The 13,183-nt window shown below is 66.2% G+C and carries 14 protein-coding genes; 11 read left to right on the forward strand and 3 right to left on the reverse strand.

All coding sequences use genetic code 11. The features are described 5' to 3' along the window. Nucleotides 1-8: 8 nt before the first annotated feature. Both nadC and AC5P68_RS10525 read right to left on the reverse strand, forming a co-directional pair. Nucleotides 9-860, reverse strand: coding sequence for a carboxylating nicotinate-nucleotide diphosphorylase (nadC, locus tag AC5P68_RS10520; protein WP_005408846.1), 852 nt, complete (start codon nucleotides 858-860; stop codon nucleotides 9-11). Then, nucleotides 857-1,126, reverse strand: a complete 270-nt coding sequence (locus AC5P68_RS10525; RefSeq protein ID WP_049402738.1) for a Trm112 family protein — start codon at nucleotides 1,124-1,126, stop codon at nucleotides 857-859. Before AC5P68_RS10525 ends, nadC begins: the two co-directional genes overlap by 4 nt. Before the next feature lie 58 nt (nucleotides 1,127-1,184). Between AC5P68_RS10525 and purE the strand changes: the two genes are divergently transcribed. The 3 genes from purE (at nucleotide 1,185) to AC5P68_RS10540 (ending at nucleotide 3,287) form a co-directional block, all read left to right on the forward strand. Further along, complete coding sequence (gene purE, locus AC5P68_RS10530) at nucleotides 1,185-1,688, forward strand: 5-(carboxyamino)imidazole ribonucleotide mutase (RefSeq protein ID WP_005412808.1); 504 nt, start codon at nucleotides 1,185-1,187, stop codon at nucleotides 1,686-1,688. Beyond that, entirely contained in the window at nucleotides 1,685-2,833 is a 1,149-nt protein-coding gene (locus AC5P68_RS10535) for a 5-(carboxyamino)imidazole ribonucleotide synthase (protein ID WP_049454048.1), read from the forward strand. Before purE ends, AC5P68_RS10535 begins: the two co-directional genes overlap by 4 nt. Before the next feature lie 112 nt (nucleotides 2,834-2,945). After that, nucleotides 2,946-3,287, forward strand: coding sequence for a carboxymuconolactone decarboxylase family protein (locus AC5P68_RS10540; RefSeq protein WP_049431900.1), 342 nt, complete (start codon nucleotides 2,946-2,948; stop codon nucleotides 3,285-3,287). A 114-nt stretch (nucleotides 3,288-3,401) separates the two neighbouring features. Here the strand turns inward: AC5P68_RS10540 and AC5P68_RS10545 are convergent, their stop codons facing one another. Beyond that, nucleotides 3,402-3,980 carry a superoxide dismutase gene (locus AC5P68_RS10545; protein WP_414497671.1) on the reverse strand — a complete coding sequence of 193 codons (579 nt, stop codon included), beginning with the start codon at nucleotides 3,978-3,980 and terminating at the stop codon, nucleotides 3,402-3,404. A 121-nt stretch (nucleotides 3,981-4,101) separates the two neighbouring features. Between AC5P68_RS10545 and grxD the strand changes: the two genes are divergently transcribed. From grxD to AC5P68_RS10585, 8 genes are all read left to right on the forward strand, one after another. After that, nucleotides 4,102-4,422 carry a Grx4 family monothiol glutaredoxin gene (gene grxD, locus AC5P68_RS10550; protein ID WP_414497734.1) on the forward strand — a complete coding sequence of 107 codons (321 nt, stop codon included), beginning with the start codon at nucleotides 4,102-4,104 and terminating at the stop codon, nucleotides 4,420-4,422. Further along, nucleotides 4,419-5,195: an SDR family NAD(P)-dependent oxidoreductase gene (locus AC5P68_RS10555; protein ID WP_414497672.1), complete on the forward strand. Its 777-nt coding sequence runs from the start codon at nucleotides 4,419-4,421 to the stop codon at nucleotides 5,193-5,195. The genes grxD and AC5P68_RS10555 overlap by 4 nt, the downstream gene beginning before the upstream one ends. 231 nt (nucleotides 5,196-5,426) lie before the next feature. Continuing rightward, on the forward strand, nucleotides 5,427-8,672 hold the full coding sequence (locus tag AC5P68_RS10560) for a TonB-dependent receptor (protein ID WP_005408854.1): 3,246 nt from the start codon (nucleotides 5,427-5,429) through the stop codon (nucleotides 8,670-8,672). Nucleotides 8,673-8,924: 252 nt separating this feature from the next. After that, nucleotides 8,925-10,313, forward strand: a complete 1,389-nt coding sequence (gene ppnN, locus AC5P68_RS10565; protein WP_495216614.1) for a nucleotide 5'-monophosphate nucleosidase PpnN — start codon at nucleotides 8,925-8,927, stop codon at nucleotides 10,311-10,313. 161 nt (nucleotides 10,314-10,474) lie between these two features. Beyond that, nucleotides 10,475-10,990, forward strand: coding sequence for a GspH/FimT family pseudopilin (locus AC5P68_RS10570; protein ID WP_005408856.1), 516 nt, complete (start codon nucleotides 10,475-10,477; stop codon nucleotides 10,988-10,990). Next, entirely contained in the window at nucleotides 10,987-11,487 is a 501-nt protein-coding gene (gene pilV / locus AC5P68_RS10575; RefSeq protein ID WP_005408857.1) for a type IV pilus modification protein PilV, read from the forward strand. Before AC5P68_RS10570 ends, pilV begins: the two co-directional genes overlap by 4 nt. Next, nucleotides 11,484-12,653, forward strand: a complete 1,170-nt coding sequence (locus AC5P68_RS10580) for a PilW family protein (protein ID WP_005408858.1) — start codon at nucleotides 11,484-11,486, stop codon at nucleotides 12,651-12,653. Before pilV ends, AC5P68_RS10580 begins: the two co-directional genes overlap by 4 nt. Before the next feature lie 3 nt (nucleotides 12,654-12,656). Further along, the gene (locus tag AC5P68_RS10585; RefSeq protein WP_005408859.1) at nucleotides 12,657-13,178 is read left to right on the forward strand and encodes a pilus assembly PilX family protein; all 522 of its coding nucleotides are present in this window, start codon (nucleotides 12,657-12,659) and stop codon (nucleotides 13,176-13,178) included. Nucleotides 13,179-13,183: the final 5 nt, after the last annotated feature.

The raw sequence follows: 13,183 nt of genomic DNA on the forward strand, positions 1-13,183 counted from the left end.
GCCAAGCCTCAACCCGGCGGCGGGCCCAGCTTCAGCGACAGATCGATGGCCTGCACGTGCTTGGTCAGTCCACCGATGGAGATGCAGTCAACGCCGTCCTCGGCGATCGAACGCAGGCCACCCAGGCCCACGCTGCCGGATACTTCCAGCGGAATGCGGCCCGCCGTGATGCGCACTGCCTCGCGGCGCAGGTCGGGGCTGAAGTCATCCAGCAGGATGCGCTCGCAACCGGCTTCCAGCGCCTGGCGCAGCTGGGCCAGGTCCTCGACCTCGACCACCAGCGGCAGCGCGGGCCATTGCCGGCGCGCGGCGGCCACCGCCGCGGCCAGCGAACCGGCGGCACGGATGTGGTTTTCCTTCAGCATCACCGTGTCATAGAGGCCGAAGCGGTGGTTGTCACCGCCGCCACAGCGCACCGCGTACTTCTGCGCCAGGCGCAGGCCAGGCAGAGTCTTGCGGGTGTCGAGGATGCGCGTGCCGGTACCGGCCACCGCCGCCACGTAGCGGGCAGTGGTGGTGGCGGTGCCAGACAGCGTCTGCAGGAAGTTCAGCGAGGTGCGCTCGGCGCTGACCAGGCTGCGGCTGCGCCCGTGCAGCAGGGCCAGCACGGTGCCTGCGGTGACCGCGTCACCTTCGGAGACACGCCATTCGATGCGCACGTCCGGGTCGAGTGCGCGGTGGGTGGCGTCGAACCACGGACGGCCGGCAATCACCCCGTCCTGCTTGCACAGCAGGTAAGCGCTGTCGGCCTGGTCGGGCAGCAGGGCGGCGGTGACGTCGCCGCTGCCCAGGTCCTCGGCCAGCGCACGCGCGACATCGGCGGCGACAACGGCCGCATCCGGCGTCGGCAGCGCGCTCATGCGGCCGGGAAGTCGGCGATCTGGGCGGTCGGGATGGCTTCCTCGGCCAGCAGCACCGGGATGCCGTCGTCAACGCGGAACACCTGCTTGCGGTCGCGGGTGACCAGCGCTTCGCGCAGCGGCTGCGCCAGCGGGTTGCCATCGGCCTTGTTCACCGCGCCGACGGAAATGGCCTTGTTGAGGGCTTCCAGGCCCTTGCCATCCAGCAGGGACAGGGGCTGGCGGGTGTCCGGCGACACCAGCAGGTCGAGCAGCTTGCGATCCATGGTTCTTCGTCTTGCGTGGAAGATGGCTAGAATACGTCTTTAAGGCAGGTGACGGCCAATGACCCCCAACCCGATCGCGCCGCTTGTCGGCATCGTCATGGGTTCCCGTTCCGACTGGGAAACCATGCAGCACGCCGCCCAGAAGCTTGAAGCCCTGGGTGTTCCGTTCGAAGTGAAGGTGGTGTCCGCGCATCGGACGCCGGATGTGTTGTTCAGTTACGCCGAGCAGGCGGGTCCGCGTGGCCTGCGCGCGATCATCGCCGGCGCCGGCGGGGCCGCCCACCTGCCGGGCATGATCGCCGCCAAGACCGCCGTGCCGGTGCTGGGCGTGCCGGTGCAGTCCAAGGCCCTCAACGGCATGGATTCGCTGCTGTCGATCGTGCAGATGCCGGCCGGCATCCCGGTCGCCACCTTCGCCATCGGCAATGCCGGAGCGTCCAACGCGGCGCTGTTCGCTGCTGCGATGCTGGCCAGCGACCAGCCGGCGATCGGCCAGGCGCTCGACGCCTTCCGTGCACGCCAGACCGAAGACGTGATGGCCCACGACGATCCGCGCCAATGAGCCTGACCGTCGGCATCCTGGGCGGCGGCCAGCTCGCCCGCATGATGGTCCTGGCCGGTGCGCCGCTGGGACTGCGCTTCCAGCTGTACGACCCGGCGGCCGACGCCTGCAGTGGCCCGCTGGCGCCGCTCACCGTCGGTGCCTTCGATGACCGCCACGCGCTGGCGGAGTTCGCCGCCAAGGTCGATGTGGTCACTTTCGATTTCGAGAACGTGCCCGCAGACAGCGCGCAGTTCCTGGCCAACCGCGTGCCGGTCTATCCGCCGCCGGCCGCGCTGGCGGTGGCCCAGGACCGGTTGAGCGAGAAGACCCTGTTCCAGCAGTTGGGCATCCCGCTGCCGGCCTTCGCTGATATCCGCAGCCGTGACGAGCTGGCTGCGAAGGCGGCTGAGTTCGGCCTGCCGTGCATCCTCAAGACCCGCCGCCTTGGTTATGACGGCAAGGGCCAGTTCCGCCTGCGCAGCGAGTCCGACATCGACGCCGCGTGGGATGCACTGGGCGCGCAGGTCGAGCGAACCGGCCTGATCCTGGAAGGCTTCGTGGCGTTCCAGCGCGAGGTCAGCGTGGTCGCCGTGCGTGGCCGCGATGGCAGCTTCGAAGCCTGGCCGGTCACCGGCAACTGGCATGTCGACGGCGTGCTGTCGGCCAGCGTGGCACCGGCTGTGCTGTCCGATGCCGAGCAGCAGGCCGCGATCGGCTATGCCCGCCGTGTCGCCGAGCACCTGCAGTACGTCGGCGTGTTCGCGCTGGAGCTGTTCTGTCGCGATGGCGAGCTGTTGGCCAACGAGATGGCGCCGCGCGTACACAACTCCGGCCACTGGACCATCGAGGGCAGCGAGACCTCGCAGTTCGAGAACCATCTGCGTGCCGTGCTGGGCCTGCCGCTGGGCAGCACCCGCATGCTCGGCCACGCCTGCATGCTGAACTGGCTGGGCGCGATGCCGGACCCGGCACCGGTGCTGGGCCAGGCCAGCGGCCATTGGCACGACTATGGCAAGGAGCCGCGCGAAGGCCGCAAGGTCGGCCACGCCACGTTGCGCGATGACGATGCTGCCGCGCTGGCCGATGCGCTGGAGCAGGTCGGCCTGGAGCTGGATCGCCAGGCCCAGGTGGCGCCGGCGGTGCACGCGCTGCGCAATCGCTGAGTCCGGTAGTGCCGGCCGCTGGCCGGCAGTGCAACGCTGTGGCGCGCCGGTGCAGGCGTCGGCGCAACATTCCCGGTGGTAGCGTGGAACTCCTTTTACAGGAGTCACGACCATGCTCGACTGGAATGCCTACCGCAAGGAACTGAAGGGCCGTATCGGTGAGATCGGCAGGCTCTCACCGGATACGGTCAAGGGCTACGCCACCCTGGCCAACGCTGGCGCGCAGACCAACCACCTCGATGCGAAGACCCGCGAGCTGATCGCGTTGGCGGTGGCGGTGACCACCCGCTGCGACGGTTGCATCACCGTGCACGTGGATGCCGCGCTGAAGCACGGTGCCAACCGCGAGGAAATCGCCGAGGCGCTGGGTGTGGCGGTGTCGCTCAATGCCGGTGCGGCGCTGGTGTACTCGGCGCGGGTGATGGATGCGGTGGCCGCGCACGAGAACGCGTGAAGCCACGCTCTGCTTTCCGGTAGTGGCAGCCGCTGGCCGGCAGATTCGCCATCTCTGTACACCGATGGGGATGCCGGCCAGCGCCCGGCACTACCCCGGGGCGGAGCCGCTGCCTCAGCGTAGCTGGCTCTCAGCGAATTCCCAGTTGACCATCTGCCAGAACGCGTCCAGATAGCGCGCGCGATCATTGTGGTAGTCGGTGTAGTAGGCGTGCTCCCAGACATCGCAGCACAGCAGCGGCGTGCTTTCACCCGTCAGCGGCGTGCCGGCATTGCGGGTCGCCTGGATGCCCAGCTGTCCGCCCGGATGCTGCACCAGCCACACCCAGCCGGAGCCGAACAGGCGCAGCGCGGTGCGGTTGAATTCCTCGCGCAGGCGCTGCACGTCGCCGAACTGGCGCTTCACCAGCTCGCCCAGGCGACCCTGCGGTTCGCCACCGCCACGCGGTCGCAGGCACTGCCAGTAGAAGCCGTGGTTCCACGCCTGGGCGGCCGCATCGAACAGCTTGCCCTGGGCCTGGCGGACGATCTCTTCCAGTGACGCGTCTTCCCACTCGGTGCCGAGGATGCCGGCATTGACCGCATCCACGTAGGCGCGATGGTGGCGGCCGTGGTGCAGCTCCAGGGTCTGTGCGGACAGGTGCGGCTGCAGGGAGCCGGAAAGGTAGGGCAGGGCAGGCAATTCGACAGGCATGGACAGGTTCGTGGCCAGAGGGGCGGCGGCAGCCGGTTCCATCCGCTTACAATGGCGGCTACCGTGGGCAGTCTAGCCGACCACCGCGGTCGGTTTGTCCGGCGAAGCAAGGAGTGAGGTTGTGGCGGTAATGCAGCAAATCCAGGCCGAGGTCGATCGTTACCCGCTCGTGCTGTTCATGAAGGGCACCCCGCAATACCCGATGTGCGGTTTCTCCAGCCGCGCCGTACAGGCGTTGATGGCAGCCGGCGCGGCCACCCTGCGCACCGTCAACGTGCTGGAAGAACCCGAGATCCGCGCCAACCTGCCGCGGTTCTCCAACCTGCCGACCTTCCCGCAGCTGTTCATCAATGGAGAGCTGATCGGCGGCTGCGACATCGTCCTGGAACTGTTTGAAGCCGGCGAGCTCAAGCGCATCGTCGAAGAGGCGACCCAGGGATGAGTGCCTGGCCATCGACGTCACCGACCAACGGGGCGCTCGATGGCCGCCCGTTGCAGGATCGCGTGGTGCTGGTTGCCGGCGCCGGCGGTGGGCTGGGCAGTGCGGCGGCCGTTGCCGCCGCCGCCGCCGGGGCCACCGTGGTCCTGCTGGGGCGCAAGCCGCGCCGCCTGGACCGTGTCTATGCCCAGGTCCAGGCCGTCGGCCCGGAACCGCTGCTGTATCCGCTGGATCTGGAGGGTGCGGGCCCCGACGACTATGCCGAACTGGCCCAGGCCCTGCAGCGCGAGCTGGGGCGCCTGGATGGAGTGCTGGTCTGTGCCTCCCATTTCCCCGGATTGACCCCGTTCGAACTGGCCGACCCGGCCAGTTTCGCCCGTGCGGTGCATGTCACGCTCACTGCCCCGGCGTGGCTGGCCCAGGCCTGCCTGCCGCTGCTGCGGCAGCGCGAGGACGCGGCCCTGGTGTTTGCGGTCGATGCCTCCGAACGGGTGGGGCAGGCCTATTGGGGGGGATACGGTGTGGCCCAGCATGGCCTGCGCGGGCTGATCACCAGCCTTCATGACGAACTCGGCCGCAGCCCGGTGCGGGTCAGCGGCCTGTATCCGGGCCCCCTGCGCACGGCGCTGCGCGCCAGGGCCTATTCCGTCGACCAGGACCCGGCCGCCCGGGGCCCGGAGGCCGCCGCTGCGGCGGCCGTGACCCTGCTGTCCGGCGCTGGGCTTGCCTGGCGGGGCCGGGTTCTCGACGCCAGTGAGGCGCCCCTGCCGGAATGAGGCCGGGGGAAAGGCGGAGTGAAGAACCCGTCACGATTGCGTTGCGATCCGGTGCCGTTTGTCGCACAACCGTCACATTGATGGCGTAGCGTGTTAATCTAGTGTTAACCGTTGTGGCTGCCTTCAGCCAAGCGGTAGGGAACCCCAGATAAATCTCCGACCAGCCACCCGCAGGGCTGTTTGGATGCGCTTTTTTCCGCCATCGCCAACTCGCATCGAGGCTACCGAAAAATGACCCACCCACTCCGGATGTCCAAGCTCACCCTTGGTCTCGTGGCTGCGCTCGCCGCCGCTCCCGCCTTCGCCCAGAGCACCTCTGCCGGTGTCGGCGGCCAGGTGATGTCCGCCGCAGGCCAGCCTGTCGCCGGCGCTGAAGTCACCATCACCCACACCGAGTCGGGCACCGTTTCGCGTGCCACCACCGATGCGTCGGGTCGATACAACGCGCGCGGCCTGCGCGTGGGTGGTCCGTACACCATCACCATCACCAAGTCCGGTGAAGGCACCAAGACCGAAGAGGGTGTCTACCTGAACCTGAACCAGGTCAACACGGTCAACGCCAACCTGGGCGGTGACCTGGCTGCGACCAACCTGGACGCGGTGAACGTTGTTGCGACCGCCGGCGGCCTGGACCTGTTCAGCGCCAACAAGATGGGCACCGGCAGCAACGTGACCCGCGAAACGATGGACGCGCTGCCGTCGGCCAACCGCAACATCCAGGACTACATCCGCCTGGACCCGCGCATCTCGCAGGTCAGCAAGGCTGACGGCGCGATCTCGGCCGGTGGCCAGAACACCCGCTACAACGCCATCCGCATCGACGGCATCAGCGCCTCCGATCCGTTCGGCCTGGGCTCCAACAACCTGCCGACCGAGCGTCAGCCGGTGTCGATGGACGCCATCCAGGAAATCAACATCGACCTGGCCAACTACGACACCACCATCGCCGGTGGTACCGGTGCGGTGATCAACGCCGTGACCAAGTCGGGTACCAATGAGTTCCACGGCACCGTGTACGGTTCGTACCGCGACAAGGACATGATCCGTACGCGCCTGGAAGGTGACACGACGGACTTCAACGGCTTCAAGGACGAGAAGACCTACGGCATGACCCTGGGCGGCCCGATCGTCAAGGACAAGCTGTTCTTCTTCACCAACTATGAAAAGTACGAGCGTAGCGGCGGCGGCGTGAGCCTCGGCGAAACCCCGTACAACAAGCCGAACGGCATCAGCGACGCCGACATCGCCCGCGTGCAGAAGCGCATGTCCGACCTGGGCTACCCGGTTGGCGGCATCGGCGCGCTGGACAACAAGACCTCGATCGAAGAGTACGCGATCAAGCTCGACTGGAACATCAACGAGAACCACCGCGCGGCCCTGCGCTACAACAAGATGAAGCAGGACGTCGTCCGCTTCCCGCAGGTCAACAACAGCGCCATCTCGCTGAGTGACTTCTGGTACACCCAGCCGACCCAGTACGAAACCTGGATGGGTGAACTGTTCAGTGACTGGTCCGAGAACTTCTCGACCGAGTTCAAGGTTTCGCACAAGGACTACTCGTCCAACCGCGTTGCTGCCTCGCACCTGCCGCAGATCCGCGTGCGCTTCGGCAACAACTCGCTGTACCTGGGTACCGAGCAGAACACCCACACCAACATCGTCGAGTCGAAGGAACTGAGCGCCTTCGGTGCCGGTACCTGGTACATCGGTGACCACACCGTCAAGTTCGGTTTCGATTACACCGACAACGACCTGATGAACTTCTACGGCCGCAACCTGTACGGCGCGTACGAGTTCGCCGACCTGGCTGCGTTTGAAGCCGGTACCCCGTCGGCCTACCAGGTGCGCGTCCCGCGCGCCGGCGGCAGCGTCGACGACATTCCGGCCAAGTTCCACCTGAAGAACACCGGCCTGTTCATCCAGGACACCTGGGCGATCAACTACAACCTGAGCCTGATGTTCGGTATCCGTATCGACATGCCGGACTTCAGCACCCAGCGCCTGTACAACCCGCGCATCGAACAGCTGTACGGCTTCAACAACACCCAGCTGGTCGACAAGAAGCTGTTCCAGCCGCGCGTCGGCTTCAACTACACCTTCGACACCGATCGTCCGACCCAGCTGCGCGGTGGCGTTGGCCTGTTCGGCGGCGCTGCTCCGAACGTGTGGCTGGCAGGTGCCTACCAGAACACCGGCCTGAACTACTCCGAGTACAACCTGACCCGCAACCCGGGTGGCTTCAGCTTCGACGCCGACAACCCGTACATCCCGAACCCGTCGCTGGCCTCGGCCCGCCAGAACGTTGACCTGATCGCTCCGGGCACCCGTCTGCCGTCGGTGTGGAAGGCCAACCTGGCGTTCGACCACGAGCTGCCGTGGTACGGCATCGTGGCGTCGGCTGAAGTGCTGTTCACCAAGGTCAAGGATGGACTGTACTTCGACCGCCTGGACGTGATGACCCCGAATGCCAATCGTTCGGTCGGTCAGGACGGTCGCGCGCTGTACTGGAACGACTACGGCATGAATGGTGCCAATGCCGGCCCGAACGGCATGCAGGCTGGCCAGAAGAATGGTCGCGCCTGCTCGGCGACCGATCGGACCTGCCCGGGTGACCGCGTCAACCGTCCGGGTGACATCGGCGACGTGATCCTGCTGCGCAACACCGACAAGGGTCGCGGTTCGCAGGCTACCTTCTCGCTGGCCAAGCCGCTGACCGAGAACTGGGGCTGGTCGCTGGGTTACACCTACACCCAGTCCAAGGAAGTGAGCCCGCTGTCCAGCTCGCAGAACACCTCGAACTGGAACAACACGCTGAGCCTGAACGCCAACGACAACGTTGCGTACAACTCGCGCTACGCGATCAAGGACCGCATCACCGGTACCCTGGAGTGGAAGCACAACTTCTTCGGTGACAACGCCACCCGCGTTGGCCTGTTCTATGAAGGCCGTTCGGGCCGTCCGTACAGCTACGTCTACTACAACGACGTGAATGGCGACGGTGCCGGTACCAACGACCTGTTCTACGTGCCGAAGGGCCCGGGTGACGTGATCTTCACCGGCGGCGCCGACATGGAGAAGAAGTTCTTCGAATGGCTGGCGCAGAATCCGGAACTCGAGGCCTACCGTGGCAGCGTGGTCCCGGCCAACTCGCACCGTGCCAAGTGGGTCAACAGCTTCGACGTCCGTATCAGCCAGGAATTCCCGGGCTTCGTGAAGGGTCACAAGGGTGAAGTCGCCCTGGACATCATGAATGTCGGCAACCTGCTGAACAAGAAGTGGGGTCTGATCGACGACTACGGCTTCTACGCCACCCGTCGCGTTGCCAACTACTCGGGTATCGACCCGGCTACCGGCAAGTACCTGTACAACTTCACCGGCCGTACCGACAATTCCTCGATCCAGGAAAACAACAACGACAAGGGCAACACCGCCGTGTCGCGTTGGTCGATGCAGCTGACCCTGAAGTACAAGTTCTGATCCGTCAGAACCTGAAGCAGTAAGTGGAAACGGCCGGGAAAACCCGGCCGTTTTCCGTTCAGGCGAAAGTCCTTGCAGGCCACTCTGCATCGGCGTAGCATCCGGAAATGTGCGCGGTGCCAACGCCGCCGATGCGGTCCCGGAAAGGCGAACGCGGGGAGCACACATCCAACGGTCGGGCTTCCCGGCCGTTTTGCTTTTTAAGGGGGCGGCAGTACAGTCGGAAACCTTGAAGGAAGCAAAAAATTGGACATGACCACGAACGAAAAATCAGCCCGCGCACTGCCGGTGCAGGACGCACGGATCTACCCGCGCGGTGGGCTGGATGTGCTGTCGCGGGCCGAAGTGGCCCGCCTGCGCGATGCCTCTGCCGGCGGCATGCACGAGCTGCTGCGCCGCTGCGCGCTGGCCGTGCTGACCAGCGGCAGTGCCTCTGACGATCCGCGCGCGGCGCGCGATCTGTATCCCGATTTCGACATCCAGGTCGCGCAGCAGGATCGCGGCGTGCGCATCGACCTGGTCAACGCACCGGCCATGGCCTTCGTCGATGGCGAGATCATCCGCGGTGTTGCCGAACTGCTGTTCGCCGTGGTGCGTGACCTGGCCTACATGGCCATCGAGATGGGCCCTGCCTACGCGGCCGAGCTGGAGTCGTCCGAGGGCATCACCAACGCGGTGTTCGGCCTGCTGCGCAATGCGCGCATCCTCAACCCGGGTGACCCGAACCTGGTGGTGTGCTGGGGCGGCCACTCGATCTCGCGCGAAGAGTATCTGTACACCAAGCAGGTGGGCTATGAACTGGGCCTGCGCGGCCTGGACATCTGCACCGGCTGCGGCCCGGGCGCGATGAAGGGTCCGATGAAGGGTGCCACGATCGCACATGCCAAGCAGCGCCGTACCGTGACGCGCTACATCGGCCTGACCGAGCCGGGCATCATCGCCGCCGAGTCGCCGAACCCGATCGTCAACCACCTGGTGATCATGCCGGACATCGAGAAGCGCCTGGAGGCCTTCGTCCGCATCGGCCACGGCATCATCGTGTTCGCCGGTGGCGTCGGTACCGCCGAGGAGATCCTGTACCTGCTCGGCATCCTGCTGCGCGAGGAAAACAAGGACCTGCCGTTCCCGCTGATCCTGACCGGACCGACCGTGGCGGCGCCGTACTTCGAGCAGATCGACCGCTTCATCCGCCTGACCCTGGGTGACGCGGCCGCCGAGCGCTACGAGATCATCATCGGCGACCCGGTGGCGGTGGCGAAGAAGATGGCCAATGGCATCAAGCGCGTGCGCGAGCACCGCCTGGCGCAGAAGGACTCGTTCTTCTTCAACTGGTCGATCGAGATTCCGTGGGAGTACCAGCAGCCGTTCGTGCCCACCCACGAGGCGATGGCCGCATTGGACCTGCACCACGGGCGTGCGCCGCATGCGCTGGCGGCCGACCTGCGCCGCGCGTTCTCGGGCATCGTCGCCGGCAACGTGAAGGAAGACGGCATGCGTCGCATCGAACAGTTCGGACCGTTCCAGATCCATGGCGACCCGGACATGATGCAGGCGCTGGACGCGTTGCTGCGCGCTTTCGTCGAGCAGCGCCGGATGAAGATCTCCGGCGAATACCAGCCCTGCTACCAGGTGCTGGCCTGAGCCCGGGCCGGTGCGATGGGGATCGCGCCGGCCGGGGTGGGAAGGTGCGGGTCGTCAAGGCTTTGACGCCCGTCGCCCTGGATTGACCGTTCATCCTGCCGCCGCTTGCCGGTGGCGGGACGATGGCCCATCGTGGCCATCAACACGCTGGGGAGCGTCCAATGTCTTTGCGCCGGCAAAACGGCTTCACGCTGGTCGAGTTGATGATCACGCTGGTCATCCTGGTCATTCTGGCCAGCATCTCCTATCCCAGCTTCCGCACCGCGATGCGCTCGAACCGGCTGACCACCACCAACAACGAGGTGATCGGTCTGTTGTCGCTCGCTCGCAGCGAGGCCATCCGCAACCGCCATGGTGGCGGGGTGTGCGGCAGCAGCAACGGCACGTCCTGCGATGGTGAGTGGAGCAAGGGCATGCTGGCCTGGGGCGACGCCGATGGCGATGGCTCCGTCAGCGGCAGCGAAAGCGTGCTGCGCTTCTCCAAGGGCAGCAGCAGCCTGGCGGTCGAGGCTCCCAGCCCAACCGTCATCACCTTCGATTCCCAGGGGCGCCGCCGCGCGTCCGCCGACCAGGTCGTGAGCCTGGTGCCGCAAGGCTGCAAGACGGGTGACCCCATGCGGACCCTGACCGTCCTGTTCTCCGGCCAGGTCCGCTCCACCGCAGGAACCTGCAAATGAAACGTCGTCGTTCCGGCATGGGCGGGCCTGCCCGCAGTCGTGGCTTCAGCCTGATCGAGGTGCTGATCGCGCTGCTGGTGCTGGCGTTCGGCCTGCTTGGCTTTGCGCTGCTGCAGACCATGAACGTGCGGTTCGTGCAGAGCGCCAGCCAGCGCACCCAGGCCACCAGCCTGGCCTACGATCTGATCGAGCTGATGCGCGTACAGCGCAGCGAAACCCTCAACGGTGGCGAATACACCAAGGCCTCCTTCACTGCCGGCTCGGTCACCGCGCCGGCTGGCCCCTGCACCTGGCCCAACAGTGCCGACGTGACAGCCTCCAAGGCGAACGTGGCGCGCTGGCAATGCCAGGTCGTCAAGGTGCTGGGAGGCAAGGCCAGCGCCAACGTGACCGTCAATGATGGTCTGGTCACGGTGGGCATCGGCTGGGGAGACGAGCGATGGAACGCAGCCAATCCCGACAGCATCACCACGTTCACCCTGGTTACCCGTCTATGAAGCGCGCGCCTTCCGCTGCCAGCCATGCGGCTGGCCTCTCGCTGGTTGAACTGCTGATCTCGCTGGTCATCGGCCTGGTGCTGATGCTGGGCGTGACCCAGATCTTCATGGCTTCGCGGGCGGCCTCGCAGCTGTCCGAAGGTGTCGCGCGCACCCAGGAGAACGCCCGATTCGCATTGGAGTTCCTCGAGCGCGACATCCGGATGGCCGGGCACATGGGCTGCGTGAATGACCAGGCGCACCTGGTGCGCGCCCAGGACAGTGTCAAGGTCAACATTGCCGGCGTGAAGTCGGGTGATGGCAGCCCGATGGACTTCTCGGTGCCGATCCAGGGTTACGAGGCGCAGGGCACCGCGCCTGGCAACAAGCTGACCCTCGGCGCAAGCTGGGGGGCTGCCGGCAGCACGCCGTCGGCGATCACCAATCTGAAGCCCAAACCGCTTGGCGGCAGCGACATCATCGTGATGCGCTATCTGGCGCCGGAAGGCTCGCCGGTGCTGTCCATCGGCTCCGGCACTTCGCCGGACATCACGATCGCCAGTGACGCGGCGGCCCGCCTGTCGGCCGGTGCCGTCACCACGCCCTCGGCGTTTGCCGTGGCCGATTGCAGCAAGGTGGACGTGTTTGCGGGAAAAATCGCCGGCAGCACGATCACGGCCAGCAAAGCCGATCTCTCGGCGTACTCGGCCAACAACGCGGTGACCATGGTCTATCGGGTGGAATCGATGGCGTACTACGTGGCAACGAATACCGCCGGCGAACCCGCGCTGTACCGCGCGCGTGGCGCTGGCGACAACACGTTCGCCACCGGTGAGGAGCTGGTGGAAGGCATTGAGAGCCTGCAGTTCCTCTACGGCCAGGATACCGAGACGGCGATCAGCAGCACCGCGCCGCCGACCGGGGTAATCGCCTTCCAGAAGACTGCCAGCGGGGTCAGTACCGGTACCGATGCCGCCGCTGTCGCTGCGTGGCGACGGGTTGGCCTGGTGCAGTTTGGACTGCTGGTGCGCAGCCCGCAGCGCGCCGCGGCCGAGCAGGCCAATACGGCCGTGGCCCAGCTGGGTGTGCTCGGCGTTGGCTTCAATCCGCCCACGACCTACGACGATCGTTACCGTGCCTCCTACGAGGTGTCCGTGGCACTGCGCAACCGACTGTTCGGGAACTGACCCATGAAGCCCTCCGTCTCCCGTCGATTCCAGGGGCGTACGCAGCAGCGCGGTGCGGTGCTGTACGTGGCTCTGATGCTGTTGATCCTGCTGTCGCTGATCGGCGTGGTCGGCATGCAGGTGGCGAGCATGCAGGAGCGCATGTCCTCCAACTACCGGGCCGCCAACGTGGCGTTCCAGGCCAGCGAGCGGGCGGTCCGTGACGCCGAGCGGTCGATCGAGGAGATCGACAACAATACCGGCGACGGCGGCTCGTTGAAGGCTGACGCCATCAAGCGCATCTGCGATGACGGCTTCGATCCCACCCGCTGGGTGGGAGAGCAGAAACTGTCGGCGGCGCCGGTGGTTAGCGTGCGCCGCATCGACGCCTGCATCCAGGGCGAATCGACGCTGGGCATGGGCACGCCGGAAAGCGAAGAGCCCACCCGCGTCTACCAGATCACCGCGTTCGGCTCCGATCGCGATGCCGCCACCAGCAACGAGGGTACTTCCTCGGCGGCTGTCGACACTGTTTTCAAGCTTTGAGGAAC

It is taken from the genome of Stenotrophomonas sp. YJH_SMC_58 (assembly GCF_059369635.1).